This window comes from Rheinheimera pacifica, from assembly GCF_900108485.1.
GTDB classification, from domain to species: domain Bacteria; phylum Pseudomonadota; class Gammaproteobacteria; order Enterobacterales; family Alteromonadaceae; genus Alishewanella; species Alishewanella pacifica.
The window spans coordinates 10,415-33,245 of record NZ_FNXF01000008.1 but is presented as its reverse complement, the minus strand read 5'-3'; the positions used below and the strand labels follow the sequence as shown (position 1 = coordinate 33,245).

The 22,831-nt window shown below is 51.6% G+C and carries 16 protein-coding genes and 1 tRNA gene; 5 read left to right on the top strand and 12 right to left on the bottom strand.

Annotated features, from left to right (window positions below; genetic code table 11):
* The first annotated feature begins 2 nt into the window (after positions 1-2).
* From BLW68_RS11465 to BLW68_RS11455, 3 genes are read left to right on the top strand one after another with little or no spacing between them, the layout of a single operon-like run.
* The gene (locus BLW68_RS11465) at positions 3-971 is read left to right on the top strand and encodes an alpha-E domain-containing protein (protein ID WP_068230935.1); all 969 of its coding nucleotides are present in this window, start codon (positions 3-5) and stop codon (positions 969-971) included.
* A 20-nt stretch (positions 972-991) separates the two neighbouring features.
* Positions 992-3,472, top strand: coding sequence for a circularly permuted type 2 ATP-grasp protein (locus tag BLW68_RS11460; protein WP_092793406.1), 2,481 nt, complete (start codon positions 992-994; stop codon positions 3,470-3,472).
* The gene (locus BLW68_RS11455; protein WP_092793402.1) at positions 3,472-4,353 is read left to right on the top strand and encodes a transglutaminase family protein; all 882 of its coding nucleotides are present in this window, start codon (positions 3,472-3,474) and stop codon (positions 4,351-4,353) included. Before BLW68_RS11460 ends, BLW68_RS11455 begins: the two co-directional genes overlap by 1 nt.
* A gap of 2 nt (positions 4,354-4,355) precedes the next feature.
* On the opposite strand, the gene BLW68_RS11450 is transcribed toward BLW68_RS11455, so the two are convergent.
* Genes BLW68_RS11450 through coxB form a run of 4 tightly spaced genes read right to left on the bottom strand, consistent with a single transcriptional unit; the run spans position 4,356 to position 8,695 of the window.
* On the bottom strand, positions 4,356-5,183 hold the full coding sequence (locus BLW68_RS11450; protein ID WP_092793399.1) for a cytochrome c oxidase assembly protein: 828 nt from the start codon (positions 5,181-5,183) through the stop codon (positions 4,356-4,358).
* Entirely contained in the window at positions 5,174-5,536 is a 363-nt protein-coding gene (locus tag BLW68_RS11445) for a hypothetical protein (RefSeq protein WP_092793398.1), read from the bottom strand. The genes BLW68_RS11450 and BLW68_RS11445 overlap by 10 nt, the downstream gene beginning before the upstream one ends.
* Positions 5,533-8,055, bottom strand: coding sequence for a cytochrome c oxidase subunit I (gene ctaD / locus BLW68_RS11440; RefSeq protein ID WP_092793396.1), 2,523 nt, complete (start codon positions 8,053-8,055; stop codon positions 5,533-5,535). The genes BLW68_RS11445 and ctaD overlap by 4 nt, the downstream gene beginning before the upstream one ends.
* A complete protein-coding gene (gene coxB, locus BLW68_RS11435) occupies positions 8,048-8,695 on the bottom strand; it encodes a cytochrome c oxidase subunit II (RefSeq protein WP_245728322.1) in 648 nt (215 codons plus the stop codon). Before coxB ends, ctaD begins: the two co-directional genes overlap by 8 nt.
* A gap of 81 nt (positions 8,696-8,776) precedes the next feature.
* On the opposite strand from coxB, the gene BLW68_RS11430 reads away from it, so the two are divergent.
* On the top strand, positions 8,777-9,256 hold the full coding sequence (locus BLW68_RS11430) for a DUF2231 domain-containing protein (RefSeq protein ID WP_092793395.1): 480 nt from the start codon (positions 8,777-8,779) through the stop codon (positions 9,254-9,256).
* A gap of 17 nt (positions 9,257-9,273) precedes the next feature.
* Here BLW68_RS11430 and BLW68_RS11425 read toward each other — a convergent pair whose 3' ends face one another.
* The 8 genes from BLW68_RS11425 to BLW68_RS11390 all read right to left on the bottom strand — a co-directional run bounded on the left by BLW68_RS11425 (position 9,274) and on the right by BLW68_RS11390 (position 22,217).
* A complete protein-coding gene (locus BLW68_RS11425) occupies positions 9,274-9,708 on the bottom strand; it encodes a CopD family protein (RefSeq protein ID WP_092793392.1) in 435 nt (144 codons plus the stop codon).
* A gap of 142 nt (positions 9,709-9,850) precedes the next feature.
* Positions 9,851-11,773, bottom strand: a complete 1,923-nt coding sequence (locus BLW68_RS11420; RefSeq protein ID WP_092793390.1) for a methyl-accepting chemotaxis protein — start codon at positions 11,771-11,773, stop codon at positions 9,851-9,853.
* A gap of 31 nt (positions 11,774-11,804) precedes the next feature.
* Positions 11,805-13,595 carry a M14 family metallopeptidase gene (locus BLW68_RS11415; protein ID WP_092793388.1) on the bottom strand — a complete coding sequence of 597 codons (1,791 nt, stop codon included), beginning with the start codon at positions 13,593-13,595 and terminating at the stop codon, positions 11,805-11,807.
* Position 13,596: 1 nt separating this feature from the next.
* Positions 13,597-16,653 carry an efflux RND transporter permease subunit gene (locus tag BLW68_RS11410; protein ID WP_092793387.1) on the bottom strand — a complete coding sequence of 1,019 codons (3,057 nt, stop codon included), beginning with the start codon at positions 16,651-16,653 and terminating at the stop codon, positions 13,597-13,599.
* 2 nt (positions 16,654-16,655) lie between these two features.
* Positions 16,656-17,747 (bottom strand): efflux RND transporter periplasmic adaptor subunit, encoded by a 1,092-nt coding sequence (locus BLW68_RS11405; protein WP_092793385.1) that lies wholly within the window; start codon positions 17,745-17,747, stop codon positions 16,656-16,658.
* Positions 17,748-17,917: 170 nt separating this feature from the next.
* On the bottom strand, positions 17,918-18,703 hold the full coding sequence (locus BLW68_RS11400; protein WP_092793383.1) for a putative porin: 786 nt from the start codon (positions 18,701-18,703) through the stop codon (positions 17,918-17,920).
* A gap of 158 nt (positions 18,704-18,861) precedes the next feature.
* Positions 18,862-20,859, bottom strand: a complete 1,998-nt coding sequence (gene uvrB / locus BLW68_RS11395) for an excinuclease ABC subunit UvrB (RefSeq protein WP_092793381.1) — start codon at positions 20,857-20,859, stop codon at positions 18,862-18,864.
* Positions 20,856-22,217: an MATE family efflux transporter gene (locus BLW68_RS11390; protein ID WP_092793380.1), complete on the bottom strand. Its 1,362-nt coding sequence runs from the start codon at positions 22,215-22,217 to the stop codon at positions 20,856-20,858. The genes uvrB and BLW68_RS11390 overlap by 4 nt, the downstream gene beginning before the upstream one ends.
* A 537-nt stretch (positions 22,218-22,754) precedes the next feature.
* Between BLW68_RS11390 and BLW68_RS11385 the strand changes: the two genes are divergently transcribed.
* Positions 22,755-22,831 (top strand) — tRNA-Asn (locus tag BLW68_RS11385).

The window sequence follows — 22,831 nt, the reverse complement described above, 5'->3', positions numbered from 1 at the left end:
CTATGCTACTGAAATCTGTAGATAATATTTTCTGGCTTGGCCGCTATCTGGAACGGCTGGATGACACCGCCCGGCTGGTTAATGCCACCAGCCATCTGTTAATTGACAGCCACAAAGATACCCAGTTTAGCTGGCCGGTATTGCTGGATGTGATGGGGCTGGACAGCAAAACCGCACTGGCAAACTATCAGTTACCGCCAGATGCCACGCCCGAGCAAGCCAGTATAGAATATGCCGTGATGGCACATTTGATCAGTAACAGTGCCAGCACAGTATCAATACGGCATACCTGCAGCCAGCTTAAATACAACGCCCGCTCTATCCGCCAGCTTATTCCGCGTGATATGTGGGAAGAGCTGAATAAACTGGACATATTTTTACAACAGCACTGCCAGCAACCGGGCGGCCGGCAACAGCGCTATAACCTGATGACTGAAGTCAGCCGCCGCTGCCAGATGGTAGTGGGCGTGCTGGACGGCGTAATGCTGCGCAGCGATGCCTTTGACTTATTTAATATTGGCCGCCATTTAGAGCGCGCCGATATGACTACCCGCATTATGGATGTAATGGTGCTACAACAGCTGCAACCTACGCAGATTAAACGGCCCAAGTTTCGCTGGACCTCTATTCTTAACGCCCTTGGCGGTATAGAGTCGTACCATTATTATCTGGCGCACCAAAGCGGTGATGTCGATGCCATTGATTACCTGCTGACGTATGCAGATTTTCCGCGCTCTATCGCCTATTGTTTAAACCGTGTTGCCGCGTCGGCTAAAGGCTTGCCGCACAGCATCAGCATCTTGCAACAGGTGCATCAGCTACAGGCTCTGCTTAAAACAGAGCCGCTGACCGAGTTGTCGACAGAGCAGTTGCACCAGCTGATTGATCATATTCAGGCCGGTATTATTAACCTGCACAAAGTGATTGCCACACCGGCAGAAAATCTTAGCAGAGCCCAGCTTTCTGCCTGATTAACCCGCACAGGAGCAGTATGTCAGTGAGCGTTACGCCACAGCCTATCCACGAGCAGCAACACTGGCAGGACTTGCCGCAATGGCGCCAGTTACTGTATTGGTGGCAGCGCCAACCGGCACAGCGCCTGCAACAGCTGTATAGCGAATTGCAGCACCAGTTGCGGGAAAACGGCACCACCTTTGATCCCTGGCATCAGCAACAACGCCAGCTGGATTTAATGCCGTGGCTGATTAGTGAAACCCAGTGGCAGCAACTTGAAGCCGGCATTGCCCAGCGCCATCAGCTGTTAAATGCGATTCTGCACGATTTATACGGCCCGCAGCAGCTATTACAGCAACAGGTTATTCCGCCAGAAGTAATTTTTTTAAATAAAGACTACCTGCTGCCCTGCGCCAACTTAATTGATACCGCATCCTGGCTGCCTATGCTGGCCACCGACATTGGCCGTAACAGCGATGGCCAGTTTTGTGCCTATAGCGATAACACCCAGCTGCCTGCCGGTTTAGGCTATGTGCTGGAGCACCGGCTGGCGTTTAACAACACCACAACCGAGCTGAACTCCAGCGTTAAAAAAAGCCAGCTGGCGGGGTTTTTCCGCCAACTGCAACAGTTGCTGCAACAAGGCTGCCAAAGCGATAACGAGCATAAACTGGCCGGCTTACTTACCCACCATAAGCGTGACGCAGCCTATTTTGAGCATGCCTTTTTAGCCAATTACCTTGATATCGCGCTGGTACACGGTGCGGATCTGATGTTTAAAGACAGCAAGCTGTGGTTAAAAACCCTCAGCGGCCTGCAGCCATTGCAAAGCCTGCTGCGCTATCTGCCAGACAGCAGCTGTGATCCGCTGGAGCTGGATCCCGGTAGCAGTGGTAGTGCCGGCTTATTACAAAGCATCCGGCAAAACCAGTTGTTATGTGTTAACCCGCCCGGCAGTGCCCTGCTCGACTCAGGTGCACTATTGCCTTTTTTATCCCGCTGCTGCGAATTTTTGCTGCAACAGCCCTTGCTACTGCCCACCGTACCGGCACTGTGGTGCGGTAACGCCAGTCAGTTAGCACAAGCCCAAACCAACAGTAGCGATTATTGCCTGCAGCATCTGTTAAGCGCCCAGCAATGGCAACTGGCCGATCTGCCACCGGCTGAACTGACAGCGCTGTGGCAACAGGTAGAGCAACAACCCGCGGCCTATATTGCCCGCCAATTGCTGCCGCTAAGCCAATTGCCCTGTTGCGATAAAAAAGGCGAATTACACCCCCAGGCCGGTGTGCTGCGTATTTTCAGCTTACTGACTGATCGCGACGTCGGCCAGGCCGACGTCGCGGTTATGCCTGGCGCGCTCGGCCGGGTAAGTACACATAGCAACACACTGCAACGTTCTGACCGGGCCGGTTTTAGCGCCGGCTTTACCGCCAAAGACGTTTGGGTGCTGGCCAATAAAGCCCAGGCCGTCAGCTTACTGCAAAGCGCTAAACATCAGGTTACGCTGTCGCGTCAATCCGGTTTGTTACCCAGCCGGGTGGCCGACCATTTATTCTGGCTTGGCCGTTATAACGAACGCCTTAACCTGATTTGCCGTGCACTGAGGGCTGCGCTGACACTACTCAATAACAGTGACAATAGCGACACGGGACAGCAGGATGCACGACATCTGCTGAGTTTTTGTTTACGCGCCAACAGCAGCATGGATGACGGCACAGAACAATCGTTACCGGGCTTACAACCTGCACTGGACAAATTATTCAGTGCCGATAATGCTACCGGCGTGGTGGCGATACTGAAAAACCTGCTGTATAACGCCCAGTCGGTACGCGAATATTTCGGTGAAGATACCTGGTATGTGCTGGATAAACTGCAAAGCGCTATTTACCAGTGGCCTGCGCGGCCACAGTGGCAGCAACCGGCAGCCCTGCTACGTACGCTGGATGAAATAGTACTGTTGCAAACCGCCATTTACGGCCTGAACAACGAAACCATGAGCCGCACCCAAACGCTGCGTTTTATGGATCTTGGCCAGCATTTAGAACGGGCCCAGCAAAGCTGCAGCCTGCTGCAGGCGGTGTTTGCCAATACCCCGCCAACCGACGCCCTGATGGAAGCCCTGCTGCGCCTGGCCGATACATTAATGACCTACCGGCGGCGTTACCACACCGAATTGCACCCGTTAGCGATTATGGATTTGTTGTTGCTGGACGACAGCACACCACGCTCTGTCAGTTATCAGTGTGCCCGCTTACTACGTCAGACCGAAAAACTGCCAGCGTTGCATAATGATGCCAGCATAACACTAAGCCGCGAGCAGCGCCTGGCCATGGAACTGGTCGCCATACTGCAACAAATTGACCTGCAACAGCTGTTTGACGCTCAGCAGCACGCCCTGCCCGGCCTGAGTTTGCTGTTGCACCAATTGCAACAAACGCTGCGCCAGCTATCCGACAGCGTAACCTTGTCTTACTTTAATCATGCTGATTTAAGCAGCCAGTGGCAGAGTTTTTAATGAAATATCAGCTGATCCACCAAACCGAATATCGTTACGCCCAAACCGTGGCAAACAGCTATAACCTGGCCTGGCTCACACCACGCCAGTTGCCGTATCAGCAGGTAGAACACAGCAGTTTAAGCGTAAACCCGGCCCCGTCGTTGATACAACAACGCTGCGACAGCTTTGGCAATACCCAGCACTTTATTCATGTACAGCCGCCACACAAACAACTCTGTGTCACCTCACGCAGCACACTGCAGGTTATGCCGCGGCATAATATTTTAAAAATACGTGATGCCACCGACAGCAACGGGCTCTTTGCCCATTTACGCCAGCATACCGATGCAACAACCTTAGACGCCTTATTGTGCCAGCATGCCAGCCGGATGATCCCGCTACTGCCTGCCGCTAAAGCGTTAATCACGCCCTTAATGCAACCCGGCCAGAATATACTGCAGCTGGCACAGGCATTAAACCAGCTGATATTTACCGAATTTCAGTACGACCCTGAATTCAGTACCGTAGTCACGCCTTTATCTGAAGTGTTAGCGCATAAAAGAGGCGTATGTCAGGATTTCGCCCAACTTGCGATCAGCTGCCTGCGCTGTGTCGGTATACCGGCGCGCTATGTTAGTGGTTATCTGGAAACCCGGCCGCCAGAGGGGCAACCGCGCCTGGTTGGCGCCGATGCCTCGCATGCCTGGTTCGCCGTATTTGAGCCCACGCTGGGCTGGATAGATTTTGACCCGACCAATAATATTCTGGCCGACGAGCAGCACCTGACACTGGCCTGGGGCCGAGATTACGCCGATGTAGTGCCGCTAAAAGGCATACTACACGGCAACGGTGAGCATCAGCTTAGTGTAGCGGTAGATGTGGTACCGCTGGCTGACTAATATCAGCCCGCATCATTATTTGCTGCCACACTGCGCAGCCAGCGATAACCCAGCCAGGCCGCAGCCAGTATATAAGGCAGTGCGCCGGGCACCCACATCAGCAAACCGGCCAGTTGCTGATCGCTGAGCTGATGTGTCGGGTAATACAATAAACTGTCGGCAAAGGTCAGAATTGCACCGAGAAAGCCGGTATGCATCAGCGTAAACAACAGCGCCAGCAACGCCCAGGAGCGGTTTCGCTCGTTGCACTGCAACACCGCCCACCACAACATTGCCGCGGTGAACATAAAGCAAATATGCTCAACCAGATGCCACCACGGATGCTCCAGCGCCAGCACATAAAAATACGGCGTATGCCAAAACCAAACGACTGCAGCATGCAAATAAGCCAGGCTAAGTGGATAATGGCTCAGCTTTAGCAAAGGCTGCCAGGCTAGCCGGCCCCAACTGCCGGTAATAGCAGCAAACTGCGCTAACGGCTGGCTTAACGCCCATAGCGGTGCTATTACCACCATAAACAGCATATGCTGCACCATATGAGCGCTGGCGCTGATTTCTGCCCAGTCGTCCAGCGGGCCCGTCACGGCAAAAGCACACAAAATACAGCCAACATGAAACAGCAATGCCTGCCACAGTGCTGGCCGGCGCTTTACACTGCCAAGCAGATACAACAGCCAGAATACTGCTAATAACAGTATCGCAATCAGCGCAGCCCAGAATGATTCGCCGTCATGTTGCAGCACACTGTGTGCCTGTAACGGCAAGCTCAGGCTGCTAAGCGCCAACAACCACACTAAACGCCAGCAATGTAAGCGCAGGTTTAGATACATGGCGGTAATACCAGCACCGGTAAAGCACCGGCCAGTGTCGCCAGTGCAGCCATTAAATATAAAACGGTGCTAACATAACCAACAAAACGTTGCGGGCGGTTGTCGTGCTGCACGCTTTGACAATAGCGCCAACCCCGCCAGGCCAGCAGCAACAACAGTGTTATAACAATCAATGTTAAGCCGAAAAGTGCATAATTCAGCCAGTTGGCAGCGCCATCTTGCGGCGCAGGTGCTACAAACTGACACACCACAGATAACCCGGCATACATAGCAATAAACCAGATCCCCCAGATACTCAACCCCAACACCAGCTGGGCCGGGTGGCCCGGTTTACACCAGCGCCGCCAGCTCATAACACCGGCCCCCAGCCAAGCGGTAAAATAAAAAATAGCGCAATGCTAAGCCAGTAAACAGCCAGATAATAAAACCAAAAGGGTTTTACCACCTGAGGCTCGTAAGGCCGTTGCTTACTAACATAACCCCGTGCCACCCTTAACGCCTGTAACATTGTTAATATTACAGCCAGGCCGGCATGGCCGAGCAAATACAGTAAAATAACCATAATCACTGCATCATGTGCGCTGCTGGTATAGGCCAGCGGCGCCATCATAAATAAGCTCAGTAATAGTATAAAATGCGCGCTGCCGGTTAAAACACAAAGCCATAACTGCCTGTGTAAATGGCTGTCCTGGCCATCAGCCAGTTGCACACTCAACCGGTTAAACTGCCATACCGCAACACTTGCCAGCGCACCACACAGCAGCAACAGGGTTACCGGCAGCGGCCCATCCGCAGGCGCCGACCATTGCGGTGCCGCTGTCCACAGGTAAAACCAGCCAAACAGCAATGCCATAAACAGTGCGCCATTTGCCAATAAGGTTACTACCATGCCCCAGCGGCCAGGCCCGTCTGTACTTTGGCTCTCTAACGGCAAAGCCAGCTTAGCATCGGCTGGCGATGCTGCGGGTTGCAGGTTGGCACCGTTATGCCAGCTCCAGCACAGCAGTAATACCAATGCGCCGGCGGCGGCAAGCAATGCCAGCGGATACCAGCGGCAGAGCAAGCTGATACAAACAGCCGCCAGCGCCAGCGCACTGCACAGCGGCCACCACGAGTTGCCGGGCAGGTGCAGGTTTTGCTGTACGCGGGCGCTAACGGCCGACGTGCCCCAGTTTTCCCGGCGGCCGCTGGTGGTGTTGGTCATACCACCTTCTCCGGCGGCAATACGTTGTGGTAACGTCGGGTCATGCCACAGTGGCTGACGGCTGGTAACTACCGGCAAAGAGGCAAAATTATACTGTGCCGGTGGCATATCCAGTGCCCACTCCAGCGTGTCGGCATGCCAGGGGTTAGCACTGGCGCGCTTGCCAAACCAAAAATGCAGCAGTAAATCCAGCAGCACCATCGCCACGCCAATTGCCATAATAAAGCTGCCGACCGACGACAGCAGATTAAGCCAGTCCCAGCCCAGGCCGGCTTCATAGGTATAAACCCGCCGCGGCATACCCAGCAGGCCGGTCAGATGCATCAGCAAAAATGTCAGATTAAAACCGGTGAAGGTCAGCCAGAACCCGCAGCGGCCAATCTTCTCAGACGGCATACGGCCAGACACCAATGGCAGCCAGTAATACAAGCCGGCAATCAACGGGAAAAACATACCGCCCACCAGCACATAGTGCATATGCGCCACCACAAAGTGCGTGTCATGTACCTGCCAGTTAAATGGTACCAGTGCCAGCATAACGCCGGTCAGGCCGCCACAAACAAAAATCAGCAGAAAACCACAGATCCACAGCATCGGCAAACGAAACACCACCTTGCCGTACCACAGCGTTGCCAGCCAGGCAAATACCTGAATAGCAGTAGGCACCGCCACCAGCATACTGGCAACAGAAAAAAATGCCTGTGCCAGCTGCGGAATGCCCACCGTGAACATATGGTGCACCCACAGTCCGAAACTGATAAAGCCGGTTAAAATAATGCCGATTACCACCCAGCGATAACCCACTATCGGCCGGCCGCTGAATACCGGGATCAGGGTTGAGACAATACCGGCCGCCGGCAGAAAAATGATGTACACCTCAGGGTGGCCAAACAACCAGAACAAGTGCTGCCACAACAGCGGATCGCCACCTGCCGCCACAGTAAAGAATGGCATACCGGCAGCACGCTCCAGCTCAAGCAGAATACTGGCAAGAATAAGCGGCGGAAAACCAAATACGATCATCAGCGCCATCACCAGAATATACCAGCAAAACAACGGCATCCGGTTTAGTGTCATACCTTTGGCCCGGCTGCATAAAATAGACACTGTCAGTTCAATACCAGCTGCCATGGCAGAAATTTCGACAAAAGTAATACCCAGCAACCAGAAATCTGAGCCCGGCCCCGGCGAAAACTCGCTACTGCTAAGGGGCGTATACATAAACCAGCCGGATGCCGGCGCAATGCCCAGCACCAGGCTAAACATAATAATGATGCCGCCAAACAGGTAGCAGTAGTACCCCAGCGCGCTGATACGCGGGAACAATAAATCCCGGCTGCCGGTCATCTTCGGGATCAGATATATGGCTAACCCTTCCAGTACCGGTATAGCAAACAAAAACATCATTACACTGCCATGCATGCTAAACAGCTGGCCGTAAACATCAGCACTAATGATACTTTGTTCCGGTAACGCTAACTGCGTGCGGATCAACATCGCCAGCACACCGCCAATCAGAAAAAACACCATGCCGGTAACCATAAAGCGCAAGCCAATCGTGCTGTGGTTTACCGCCGCCAGGCTGCCCCAACCAGGTAAGTTAGCCCAGATCTGCGCCAGCTTATTAATATCGGCCGCTGACGCTGTCGCTTTTTTCATATCAGTCATCAGCGCTATGCTCCTTTAACCAGCCGGCAAATGTCGCTTGCTCGTGCGCAATAACGCTAAACTGCATATGCGCATGGCCCAAACCACAGTATTCAGCGCACTGGCCGCGGTAAATGCCGGCCTCAGAGGCTTGCAGCCGCAGTACGTTTGTGCGCCCCGGCAGCATATCCAGCTTTACCCCCAGCCTGGGCACCCAAAAAGAGTGGATCACATCGGCGCTGGTCAGCTGCAGGTACACCGGCGTATTAACCGGAATGTGTAACTCGTCGGTTAATTCAATAGCATGGCCGGGATAATGCACCTGCCAATACCACTGATGGCCGGTTACTTCGATTTTTAGTGCGTTGTCGTCGGCCAGCGGTAACATACGCTGGCCAACCGGAATACCGATAAGCAGCAGTACCGTAATGCTGAGCAGCGGCAAGGCCAGCCCGCCCCAGCACAACCAGGCATTTGGCCGAATGGTCTGGCTATCATCGCTGCGGCGCTTTATCGCGTAAAACCACAGTGCCGCCACCAGCAGCAATATCAGCGTGGCAACACCGAACATCCCCCACCATAACAGCGCCACTTCAACAGCCGCCGGGCCTTTAGGATCCAAGCTGGAAAAGGCGCCAGAGCAGCCTGTCAGGCTTAACAACAGGCCAGTTGAACAAACAGCTGCTAGACTGGGTTGGTAACGCTTTTGTTTATTAATCTTTAACTTCAGCTGAGATGTATTATGTCGATGCAGCCCATTACCAGCCAGATTATGATATTTGGCCACCCTCTGCACCCTGGTCTTATTCACTTTCCGGTAGCCGCCCTGATCGGGCTGATTGCCACAGATCTGGCCTTTTTGTACAGTGGTGATCTGTTCTGGGCCAGAGCCAGCCTTTGGTTGGCAGGGGTTGGCGCTATTGGTGGCTGGATTGCCGGTTTGGCCGGGTTGATGGACATACTGCTGGTAAGCCAGATCAGACGGCTCATAACCGCCTGGTGCCATGCCATACTGGCAGTGATGTTGCTGTCGCTGGCCACGCTGAACTGGCTGTTGCGCCTGCCGGACCCGGCCAGCGTAATTCTGCCACAGGGGCTTTATTTGTCGGTACTCAGTGGTTTGCTGATCACCGTAACCGGCTATCTCGGTGGCAGATTGGTGTATGAATACGCCGTTGGTGTCAATATCGATGACATGTTGCAGCAAGACGCTAACCCCTGAGCCTGCAGGCTGATATGTCACAGAAACCATAACAAGCTGTCCTGGGTGGGTTTAACCAGCACTAACACAATAATACCCAGCAGCAACAGTAGAATAGCTGCAAACAGGATGCTACATTTTGCGCCGATAGCTGTGGCGTGTTCTCGCTTTCGATACAGGATTAGTAAGCCAGCCAGCACATGGCAAACTACCAGAGCGGTAACCAGCGTTAGCTTTACCAGCAACCAGCTGTCAAAGTTACGGCTGACGGCAAAAATAGCCGTGCCTGACACTATAGCCAGTAACGCTACCGGGCTGGCCAGACGGGTAAACCATAGACGGTCTACCGCATCGCCTTTACCGGCAGCCTCAGCCAACTGTGTTTGTGAATGATGGATCAGCAACGGTAAGATCAGTAATGCAGCAGCCCAGATCACCAGGGCGCAAATATGCATAAACAACAACCAAACCATCAACAGGTACCCACAACATCAGGTCTGACAAAAAAAATCATAAGCAAATTGTTAACTACGTAGTTTGGGGAAACAACGTTAACCCTAGCAGATTATTGCAGTTCTGCCGCTTATTAATTGATTTTGTCGGTATACGTAAAATTTACACCCGGTACTGAGACAAAATAGTCACCAGCGTTTCGCATTGCTGCATTAATGCCGTACTGGTTTGTTGCGCTATTTCAGACTGCTGTGCGCTGTCTTGCGCCAACTGCCTAATTTGCCGGGTTTTCTGGTTAATATTTTCTGCCACTGTGCTTTGCTGCTCGGCCGCACTGGCAATACCGGCATTCTGGCTTTTTATCTGATCCACCGCCGATTGCACCGCATGCAGCGCATTGCGCGCACCTTCGGCAAATTTAACGTTGTCGGCCACGGTCAGCTTATAACGGCTGTTAATTTGCTCAACAGAGGCAACGCCGCTTTCTAAACCCGAGATCATCTGTTTTATTTCACCGGTAGAGGCCTGCGTTCTGCCGGCTAATGATCTGACTTCGTCGGCTACCACGCTAAAACCGCGGCCCTGCTCACCGGCTCTGGCCGCTTCAATGGCAGCATTAAGTGCCAACAAGTTAGTTTGCTCAGCAATACTGTTAATCACTTCCAGCACCTTGGCAATATCCTGGCTGGCTTTGGTCAGCGAATTGATTGCCTGTTCAGATTCAGCCATCGCACGCATCTGCTGTTGCGAGTTGGTTACGGTATTTTCAATAACCGTCATCACCTGCTCTGCCCGCGTTGCCACTTCCTGCGCGGCGGTTTCTGCATCCAATGCGCCTGTTGCTACGGCATGTGAAGTGGTGGTCATTTCTTCTATCGCATTAGCAATCGCTGCGGTGTCGTGGGTTTGCTGGGTAATTTTCTGCAATACCTGCTTAGCAGCGTGATCCATAGTAACTGCAGAGTGTTTCAGGCCGCCGGATACCTGCTGCACATCAACAATAGTGCGCCGCACTCTGTCCAGCAACGCATCAAAACCGCTGGCCATAGTGCCTATTTCATCTTTGCGGTTAAAGTTAAGCCGGGCAGTTAAATCACCCTCGCCTTCAACAATATTGGCTAACGAGGCATTTACTTTATTCAGTGGCTGAATAACCACGTAACGGGTAAGAAAAAACACCATCGCAATCAGCAAAATGCCAAATACCACCACTAAAGCAATCAGCGAGCGCAAGGTCTGCCACACCAGGCTATTTCTTTCAGTTTCGGAATACACCAGGTGCACTTTGTAGCCCCACGGAGCAAACTCCAGCGTTTGTTGCTGCCAGCCATCGTTTTGCCCGGCCAGAATTTGCTGTACCGCATCAGCGGCGATGTTGTCAGAGTTTACCCGTACCTTGCCGCTGCGATCTTCAATAGCCACAAAGCCCTGTGACAACAAGCGGCTTTGCATCACTATGCGGTTTAACGCTTCTAAATCAGCGCGATAACCCACATAGCTGATACCAATAACATTGTTGCTGCTATCGGTTACCGGTTCATACCCGGTAACAAAAGGGTTGCCCAGAATATCAACCACGCCATAAAACGCCGTGCCCCGGCGGATGGCGGCAATAGCCAGGCCGTTAGGGTCCAGTACTGTGCCAATGGCTCTGTTATTATTGGTAATCACATTGGTAGAAATACGCACAAAGTCGTTGTTATCACGGCTGAATAAGGTAGCGGTACCGCCCATAATATCGGTAACGGCATCGACCAGTTCAAAACGGTTAGCCTGGCCGGTACCATTAAACACTAAATCGTTTACCCTGCGCCCCGCCACTTCTACCGGCTGGCCAACACTTACAGCACCACTTTGGGCGATACGTTGGTTCAGCAAGCGCATACTGCTTTTTACCTGCGCCTGCATCAGGTTATCGGTCAGCGTCAGCAGTGCCACTATCTCGCCACCCAGTTGCTGGCGTTCGCGCTCAAGCTGCTGGGTTAACTTACTGGCCTCACGCCCGGAGATAAGTGCAATGACAATTACAGCCATAACAACCACTAAGCTGGTAAGCCATACAATAAAGGTTTTTTGTAAGGTCATAATTTATCTCATTCAGTACTGTAACGTGTTGTCAGGGTTGTATCAGCACCGGATATTTCAGGTACTGGTTGTCGTAAAACGGCATTTGCCGGTAAAACCAGTTATAGCGCTCGCGCGGGTTACTGCGCAGTGCTTCATCTTTTGCCAGTGCCTGCTCAAACTGCTGTTGCAGTTCGGGTTGCTGCGCCAGCATCCGCTCAATCAATGGCTCTATGGCGTAGGGTTCAAAATACTCGGTGCGTTCGAACATGCCGGGGAAAAAGCCCCAGCTAAAAAATGAATCCGGTGCAGTTGGCTCCAGTAAAGCGACCACCAGGCGGCCTAACTGTTGGTCGGTGTCTACTTTTACCCAGCCTGCACCGAGCGTGCGGCTGATGTTACTGCGGCTAAAACTGGCGTCCTGTAGCATAAATCGGCCCTCAAAAGGCTTTGCAGCAAAGGTGTGCGCCGTAACACTAAGCTGTTGCAGTGTAACTTTTTGCGCTTTATCCAGTACCGTTACCTCAATACCATGCAGCTTTAACCGCTCTATCACTGTATGCTGCTCAGGTGGCAGCCAATAGGCTTTGGGTATGATAATTTCGTTTTGGGCTACTTTGTCCCAGTAAACCGGCAGTTTTTCATACAGTTTAGGTTGGCCAGTCCAGGCAACATAGTTATCACCACTGATAGCAGATTGCTTTAGCTGATAACTGATACCTTTAAAATCGATATAGTCTGGCTGCTCACTGGCAGTATAGCTTAGCGCCATACGTCGTGGCCTGGCCTGCAAATCGGCCTGACGGGCCAGAATAAGTGCCTTACCCTGTTCATTTAACAGTTTCAGGCTTTGCTCCAGCAATATGTAGGTGCCCAACACCCGCTGGCGGTAAGGTTTTAAGCTGTGGTTTTCTACCAGCACTGTTGGTAAATGGCGCGCATCACCATAGCCGTTGGAATAACGCGGGCTGGCGGTCCAGCCGCTTATACCTTTGCTGAAGTCTTTGCTGTCGATACCAAACACCAGCGGGCCGGGAATATGCCCGGCTTGCTCCAGCGCGGCGTTCACTGCCGGGCGATATAACCTGGCCAACCAGCTGGCACCGTTCGGGCTTAAGGCGGCAAAAGGCTCGTTAAAACCGTAGGTAATGTCGTACTGGTAATCTTCGCCGTCTGTTACATGAACATCGATATATAAATCGGGCTGGTAGCGGTTTATTACCCCCAGCAATGCCTGCATTTCCGGCGCATCGGCTTTGGCGTAATCACGGTTTAAATTCAGGTTTTGCGCCGTAGAGCGCCAGCCTTGCTGCAACGGACCGCGCTGGTTCATCCGGTTGTAAAGCGAGCGGCGTTCATGGCCATCAGCTGACAATACCGGAATAAATAGCAAGTCAGCATCCGCCAGTAAATAGGCTTTATCGCCCTGCGCAATATCGCGCAGTAACATTAAACCGGCATCTTTGCCGTCAATCTCACCACTGTGAATACCGGCCTGCACCAATAGCAAAGGCCGGGCCGGGTTTTGCGCTATTTTATGCAGTGCTTTACTGGCTTTAACCAGATACAGGGGCCGCCCTTGGGCGCTTACGCCAAATTGCTCCAGTTCCAGCAGCTCTGAGCTGTCTACCAGTTTACGCAGGTAAGACAGTGTGGCGTTATAGTCGGGGCTGTCTGTCAGGCCGGTAAGTTCGGCCGGGGTTACCCAGGGGGCATTCTTGGCTTTTATTAAACTTTCGCTTGCGCCACTCCAGGCGGGTAATGGCGGCAACCAATCTGCCGCCGGTAACTGAAATGGCAGTACAACACCGCCGGCAAATACTAAGGCTAAAAACCTGTTCATATTATTCCTGTATCGTTTTTATTTTAAATACGCTGCAGTACAGCACAGGTAAAAACAGCAATGTCAGTATGGTGGCAAAACCCAGGCCAAACATAATCACTACTGCCAGACTGGCAAAAAAATCATCACCCAACAGCGGCAACATGCCCAAAATAGTGGTAATAGCCGCCATTGACACCGGCCGCACCCGGCTTACCGCGCTGTCAAATACCGCGTTAAACGCCGCTTTGCCTTCCTCCAGCTCCAGCTTTATCTGCTCTACCAGCACAATACAGTTTTTGATCAGCATGCCGGATAAGCTTAAAAACCCAAGCAGCGCAATAAAACCAAAAGGCGCGCCCAGCAGCAGTAAGCCAAAACTCACACCGATAATAGCCAGTGGCACACAAGCCCAGATCACCAATGCACTGCGCAGTGAATTAAACAGCAGTACGGTAATAATAAACATCATCAGATAACCCAGCGGCAATGAGCTAAACAGTGCCTTTTGCGCTTTTTGCTGGGCTTCATATTCGCCACCCCAACTGAGGAAATAGCCGGTTGGCAAGTCAATCGCTTCAATGCCAGCTTTTACCCGTGCCAGCAATGCTGAAGCGGTATCATCAGATAAGTTGTCATGATCGGCCATTACCGTGACCGTGCGTTTACGGTCACGGCGCTGAATTTGCGCTTCTTCCCATACCAGCTCAAAACCGGTAACAACCTGGGTTATCGGCACATAGCGCTGCAGTTTATTGCTGTAAACCTGCAAGTCATACAAGGCGTCGAGGTTATCCCGTTCAGCCAGCGGAGAGCGGGCCACTATCGGCAGCAAATGGGTACCGTCCCGGTAAATGCCGACAGTGCGACCCGACATACTGCTTAGCAACACATCATCAATATCCTGTTTGCTGATACCGGCGCGGCGCGCCATGGCTTCATTAAAGCGCGGCCGGATCACTTTGGTGCGCTCACGCCAGTTGTCACGCACACTAACGGCGCGGCCATCGGCCAGCAGAATGCTTTGCGCTTGTGCCGCCAGTTGGCGCAGCACATCAGGGTCGGCACCGCTAAAGCGGGCTTCTATTTTCGCCGGTGTCGAGGGCCCCACTTCAAGCCGCAGTAACTTGTACTGCAACCGTGGTAACTGCTCGGTAATATAATTGCGGGTTTGCTGCATTAGTGCCGGTAACTGCTCACGATCTTCGGCTCTGACAATAAGCTGGCTGTAGGCAGCAAAGCTCTTTTCCGGCTGATAGGTCAGCATAAAGCGATCGGCCCCGCGGCCACTGGTGCTGGTAACATGGCTAACCCCTTCAAGGCTGGTGATATAATTCATCAGCGCCACGGCATCTTGTGCAGAATGACGAATATCAGTGCCTTCGGGTTGCCATAAATCCACCAGGAAAATAGGCGTATTCGACGGCGGGAAAAACACCTGTTTTACCTTACCAAAACCAATAACCGCTACCACCAGTAAGCTTAGTGTCAATGCATAGGTTGCCAGCCGGTAACGCAAAGCTATATGCAATACCTTACGGTACAGCGTAAAAATAACCCCCTGATACAGCTCTGTTGGCTCGCTGCTTTGTTGCAGTTTGTCTTTAAACAGCATACTGGCAAAAAATGGCGTCAGGGTAATTGCCGTTACCCAGCTTAATAACAACGACACCAATAACACCCAAAATAAACTGCCGGCAAATTCGCCGGTGGCATCACTGGACAGCCCTATCGGCGCAAAAGCAGCAATGGCAATAACGGTGGCGCCCAGCAACGGCCACTGCGTTTGTTTCACAATTAAACTGGCCGCATCAGCCAGTTTTAAGCGCCGCTGCATACCAATTAAAATGCCTTCGGTAATAACAATGGCGTTATCGACCAGCATCCCCAGCGCAATAACCAAAGCGCCCAGCGAAACACGTTGTAGCTCAATATTCATCTGGCGCATAAAAATAAAGGTGCCAAGCACTGTAAGCAGCAAAATCAGACCAATTAAAATACCGCTGCGCAGCCCCATAAATACCAGCAGCACCACAATAACAATGGCAACAGCTTCTGCCAGGTTAATAATAAAACTGCTGACCGAGCCGGCCACTTCGTCTGGCTGGTTATAAATGGTATGCAGCTCTATGCCCACCGGTTTGTTGTACTCCAGCTGGGCCAGGCGTTGCTGAATTTGCTCTCCGGCATCCACGACGTTAACCCCGCCAGAAAACGACACGCCCAGCGTCAGGGCATTTTTGCCACCAAAACGGATCAACTGGCTGGGTACTTCAGCATTTTCACGATACACGCGGGCAACATCACCTAAATAAATCAGCTCCTTTGAATCCGGGCTGCTGATAATCAGGTTTTCCAGCTCGGCCACCGACTGAAACTCGCCGGTAGGGTAAATACGCAGCCGATCCGGCCCTACTTTAATTGAACCGGCATTGGCCACCATATTCTGGCTTTGCAGCAAGGCTGATAAGGTTTGCGGTGCTATGCCAAGCGCTGTTAAGCGCGGGCGGGAAATTTCAACAATAACCTGCTCCTGCTGTACACCGCCTACCGCCACTTTGCCTACACTGGGTACCAGTACCAACTCACGGCGCAAAAAATCAACGTAGTCGCGCAGTTCATCTTCGCCATAACCGTCACCGGTAATGGCAAATAAAATACCGTACACATCACCAAAATCATCTTTTACCTGTGGTGTTTGCACGCCAGGTGGCAATTGCGGCTGTAAATCATTGACTTTGTGGCGCAGCTCATCCCAGATTTGTTTCAGTTCTTTAGCGCGGTAGGTGTCTTTCATTTCTACCATCAGCTGCGATAAGCCTGCGGTAGACACTGAAGTAACATGATTTACATAGGGTAATTGCTGAATGGCATTTTCCAGCGGGTACGTCACCTCTTCTTCTACCTGTAACGGCGAAGCACCGGGGTACGAGGTAATAATTAACGCCTGCTTCAAGGTAAATTGCGGGTCTTCCAGCCGCCCCAACCCAAGGTACGACACTATACCGCCAAACAATAAAATGGCAGCAAACAGCCAGGATGATGTGCGGTAGTGAATAAAATAACGCGCCAGATCCATGCTTACAGCCCCCGCTCACGCACCCAGGGCCTGACCTGCTGGCCTTCAGTTAACTGTTGCACACCAGCGCTCACCACCTGCTCACCCACTGCCAGGCCAGACGTTATCGCCGCACCGGCACTGGTTAAGCTGCTAACGGTAACGGCACGCTTGCTAACAGTGCCGCTGTCGTTGTCATAAACCCAGACATAGCTTTGCTGTGATGCCAGCGGATCGCTGCCGGGCATAAAAATAGCACTGGCCGGAATAAACAAGGCGTCAATATACACATTGCTGATTTTACTGACCTCAGCAATAACATTCGCTGTCATACCCGACAGCACATTAAAGTCTGTTGGCGTGGGCATACTAAACACCACCTTAAAGCTGTTGGTAGCCGGATCTGCCTGGGTGTCCCATTCACGAATACGGGCGCGGTAACGGTATAGCGGGTGCGAGTCGAACACCACCTCGGGCTGGTAGTCGAAGTCTTTACGCACGTTAGATATCACATCTTCCGGCACCTGGATCACCACATCTACCTGATCGCGCACCTGCAGCTCCATAATTGCCTGCTGTGCCGCAACATTCTCGTGGTTCTCAACCAGTAGACGGGAAATATTACCGGCAAAAGGCGCTTCCAGCCGGGTGTAACTCAGAGCCGTTTCAGCCGTGGATAAATCGGCCTGCGCTACCTGTAGCTGGGCTTTGGCTTCATCATATACGGCTTGTGACACCAGCTTCTGGCTTATTAACTGCTCAGAGCGGGTAAACTGGGTTTGCGATAGCTCAAAGCGGGCACGGGCCTGATCCAGCTTTAGTTTAAAATCGGTATCATCCAGCCTGGCCAGCAACTGGCCTTTTTCAACCGCCTGCCCCGGCCTAGCCACCAGCTGTACCAGTTTACCGCTGACACGAAAGGTTAAACTGGCACGTTCTGTCGGGGCTACCACCGCCGGAAACTGCCGTACGGCGCCGCTGGCATCTGCACTTATCTGATGCAGCTTTACCGGCCGTACCAGTTGCGGCGTTAATTCGGGTTCAGGTTTTGAACAAGCGTTAAGCAGAAATACAGCGGATATTGACAGAAAAACAAGCGGCCGAAAGTGCAGCATAGGTATCATCCTGAAACAGTAATAAAACAAAGGTGCTGTTAAAGCGTAGCCAAGTCTGGGCGGAACGCTGTATTTAACATTAAAATCAGCCTGTTCACAGCATATTTTGTGCTTGGGCCATGAAAAAACCCGCCACCAGGGCGGGTTAGCTTCAGCCAGGCTGATGTTAATCAGAAACGGTAGCTGGCGCCCAGCATGTATACGTCATCAGCTGTCGCCAGATCGTCAAAAATTACCGCAGCATGTAAAGCCAGATTCGGCTGTAAATACCAACTGCCACGTACAGTGATGCTGTCTTTATCAGCACTGACTACGTCATCTGACAACCAGTTATACGCCAGACCTACAGAAATATTGCGGCCAAAATAATAATCGGCGGCAACACCAAACTCAGATTCATCCAGTTTTTTCTGATCCATGTAGCTGGCTTCGATATTAATAAAATTACCGTTTTCCAGTTTCAGTAATTTTTTCGTGCTCACGCCATATTCAGTATAGCTGCCCTCACCGTCTGGCCGACTTTGGCGTGCATCGAGTTTTACCAGCCAGTCGCCGCTGACAAAATAACCCAGGCTGGCTTCAATTATGCGATCATCAGAACCGTTAAATTCATTAACATTAATTGCCGCATAGAAGTTATGCGCCATATCCTGATACACACCACCCACTTCCCAGCCGCTGATGCTATCGTCAGGCTCACCCGGGAAATCTATATTGCTGTAGCTGTAACCTGCATGTACGCTGGCATTACGGCTGATAAACGCCGCTTCAGCATAAGGTACTGTGCCGTAACTTACCGGCGTTAAATAAAATTCATGCCGTAACGACCAGTTTTGTATTTCGCCGTTGCCGACGTCACCCCAGCCAAAACCGGCATCGGACTGGTGCTGATATGTGTTTGCCATCGCAGAAACAGAGAAAGCGGCGATAAAAGAAGCTAATAAAGTACGTTTCATAATTGTCCTTCCTGATTGAATGCACAGGGGTTGCGTGTCAGGCACCAACCCGCGCGCATACTATGCAGTTATCACTGAACAATCAATGAACCTTAGTGGCTTTAAGGCCGCTGTTTTGCAACAGAATATTGCCGGTGTACAAATTAGCGGCAAAGCGGTTAAATCTCCAGCAACGCTTGTTTTAACATATGCACTTTATCGCGTAGCTGGGCAGCCTGTTCAAACTCAAGATCACGGGCATGCTGCAGCATTTTTTGCTCCAGTTGCTTAATCTCAGCTTCTACCTGATAAGAAGTTTTACCTTTAATCATTCTGACTCTTTCCGCCACCATCGGTAGTGCCGGGCTGGCATCCTGACCTAAGTCCATAACATCGGCAATTTTCTTCTTAATAGCAGTAGGTGAAATACCATGCTCAAGGTTAAATTGCTGCTGCTTGGCGCGACGCCGGTCAGTTTCGTCTATCGCCCGTTGCATAGAGCCGGTAATGCGATCGGCATAAAGTATGGCCCGGCCTTCGAGGTTACGTGCTGCACGGCCGATAGTTTGAATAAGCGAGCGCTCAGAGCGTAAAAAGCCTTCTTTGTCTGCATCCAGTATCGCCACCAGCGACACTTCGGGAATATCTAAGCCTTCACGCAGCAGGTTAATACCGACCAGCACGTCGAATACGCCTAAGCGTAAATCGCGGATAATCTCCATCCGTTCAACGGTATCAATATCCGAGTGCAGGTAACGCACTCTGACACCATGCTCATTCAGATAATCGGTTAAATCCTCGGCCATTTTTTTTGTTAGCGTGGTAACCAGCACGCGCTCTTTACGCTCAGCCCGGATAAAAGCTTCCGACAGCAAATCATCTACCTGGGTTGCCACCGGGCGGATCTCAATCAGCGGATCAACCAGGCCGGTGGGCCGCACTACCTGCTCGACCACTTCACCGGCCGATTGCTCCAGCTCATACACGGCCGGTGTTGCCGACACATAAATACGCTGCGGCGCTATAGCTTCAAACTCATCAAATTTCAGCGGCCGGTTATCCAGCGCCGATGGCAGGCGAAAGCCATAATTAACCAGGTTTTCTTTACGTGAGCGGTCACCTTTATACATAGCGCCAATTTGCGACACCGTAACGTGCGACTCATCAATAAACATCAGGCCGTCGGCCGGAAAGTAATCCAGTAAGGTTGGCGGCGGCTCGCCGTTGGCGCGGCCGGATAAATAGCGCGAGTAGTTTTCGATGCCCGAGCAGTAACCCAGTTCTACCATCATTTCGATATCAAATAAGGTACGCTGGCTTAAACGTTGCTCTTCTACCAGCTTATTGTTAGCCAATAGCTCATCACGGCGCTGTTTCAGCTCAACTTTAATTTCATCTACCGCAGCAAGTATTTTTTCGCGCGGCGTAACATAGTGCGTTTTCGGATAAACGGTATAGCGGGTTACTACTTTTTCTACCGAGCCGGTTAACGGGTCAAAAATACTGATGCGCTCAATTTCTTCGTCAAACAGCTCTACCCTGACAGCAATGTCGTCTGACTCGGCCGGGAAAATATCAATCACATCACCACGCACCCGGTAAGTGGCGCGCTGAAACTCGATGTCGTTGCGGCTGTATTGCAACTCGGCCAGGCGGCGTAAAATAAAGCGCTGATCAACAATGTCGCCTACTTTTAAATGCAGCAGCATTTTCATATAGGATTCCGGATCGCCAAGGCCGTAAATAGCCGACACTGAAGCAATAATCACAACATCACGCCGCTCCATCAGTGCCTTGGTTGCCGATAAGCGCATTTGCTCGATGTGCTCGTTAATAGAGGCATCTTTTTCAATAAAGGTATCGGTAGAGGGCACGTAGGCTTCGGGCTGGTAGTAGTCGTAGTACGACACAAAGTATTCCACGGCATTATTCGGGAAGAACTCTTTCATCTCACCATAAAGCTGTGCCGCCAGCGTTTTATTATGCGCCATGATCAGTGTTGGCCGGTCTACCCGCGCGATAACATTGGCCATAGTAAAGGTTTTACCTGAGCCGGTAACGCCGAGCAACGTCTGGTGTGCCAGACCGGCTTCTAAGCCTTCTACCAGTTTATTAATGGCTTCGGGCTGATCACCGGCGGGTTGGTAATGTGATACCAGCTCAAATGCACGTGTCATGTTGTGATCTCCTGCTGTGAACGCTGTATAGCCCGGTTAAACCAACTCCAGGCCAGGGCTGCAGTAAATATATTTGCGACTACGCAGCCAATAAACAAGCCGGTAACCCCATAGAGTTTGCCACCAAGCCAGGCCAGCGGCACATAAAACACAAATAAGCGGATCAAACTTAACAACAGCGCACTGCCTGGCTGGTGTAACGCATTAAAAGAGGAATTGGTTAAAATGGTAATGCCCTGCAGGCCATATGCCAGCGGCACTATCCAGAGAAACTGGCAGATAATACGCACTACTTCTGCTTCACTGCTAAACAGTCTGGCCAGCGGCACCGCCAGTACTGCCAGCAACAGGTAAATAGCCAACTGCCATAACAGCACAAAACGGCCACATAAACGGTAGGCTTGCTGCACCCGGCCTAATAAACCGGCACCATAGTTCTGGCTGACAAAAGGCGGTAATGTCATCGACAGTGCCAGTACCACCAGACAGGCAATACTTTCAATCCGGGCGCCAACGCCAAATGCCGCTACTGCCGAGGCACCGTAATTGGCCAGTATTGCCGTTAGCACAGCCATCGCCAATGGCGTTAACATATTGGCGCCGGCGGCCGGTAAGCCGATACGCAAAATTTTACGACACACCAGATTTAACTGGGTGGCGTTGATCCAACTGGTGCTGATCAGATCGCGCTTAACCAGTAAGTAAATAATTAATACCGAGCCAAATACCCACGAAACCAGCGTGGCTATCGCCGCGCCCTGCATGCCAAGCGCCGGTATCGGCCCCAGGCCAAAAATCAGCAGCGGGTCAAGCACCGCATTTACCAGCCCCGAGCACGCCATAATAATGCTGGGTGTTTTGGTGTCGCCAGCGGCACGCAACACAGCATTGCCTACCATTGGCAACGCCAGCAGCACGGCACCGGCAAACCAGACATCCATATACTGGCGGATATACACTAAAATCGTGTCACTGGCCCCCAGCAGGCCGAACAAGGTATCGCTAAACAAATAGCCCGGTATCGCCAGCAGTGCCACCAAAATACCGGATAACCACAAAGCCACCTGGCCATCGGTACGTGCTTCGGTTAAACGCCCGGCGCCCAGTGCTTTGGCAATAACCGCAGAAGTACCAATACTCAGGCCTATCACCAGGCTGATCAGGGCAAACGAAATGGGAAAAGTAAAACTGATCGCCGCCAGTTGCTCAGTACCGAGCATACTGATAAAAAATGTATCAACCAGGCTGAATGTCATTAATGTGATCATCCCCACCAGCATGGGTAATGTCATCGCCACCAGCGTCGACTTAATATCATCATGAATTAATGAAGGTTTAATACGGGAAGAGGTAGTCATAATTACAGCTTTTAACCGGCATGGCGCTATTGTAGAGAAAAGCCACCGCTACGGCCACGTTAATTTCCCGGCTTTTGCTGCTAACGCAGGCTTATTTTGCTGAAATTATCTGCTAAACGGCAAAATAGTTCACAATTCCGCCGTGCTTATTTCGTGCCAGTTATTTATTTTCCGGCAGATCATCAATTTGCAACAATAATATATATGCCATTGTTTTTATTACATTAAAAAATTCATCGCAACTTGCTTGACCTGCTTGCATCTCAACAGAATCAAGCCTTCGCCGAAGAAACCACCGTACAACTCACAGACTTATCCACAGCTTCTGTGGGTAAGTGTGGCCAGCACCCGACAACACTGGTGTAGCAATAGCCAGCCTGCCCCCCGTTTATGACTAAAGTATTGCGCTGTTACTGCAGCTAAAAGCAGCGCTTTGTTTAAACATTATGCAAGTGATACAAGATGGCGAAAATCCCTGTGGCAAAGTGTTGACAGAGGGTATAGCTGGCATTAGTATTGCGCCCCGTTGAATGCTGTTCCCTAGTAGCTCAGTTGGTTAGAGCGGCGGACTGTTAATCCGTAGGTCACTGGTTCGAGTCCAGTCTGGGGAGCCA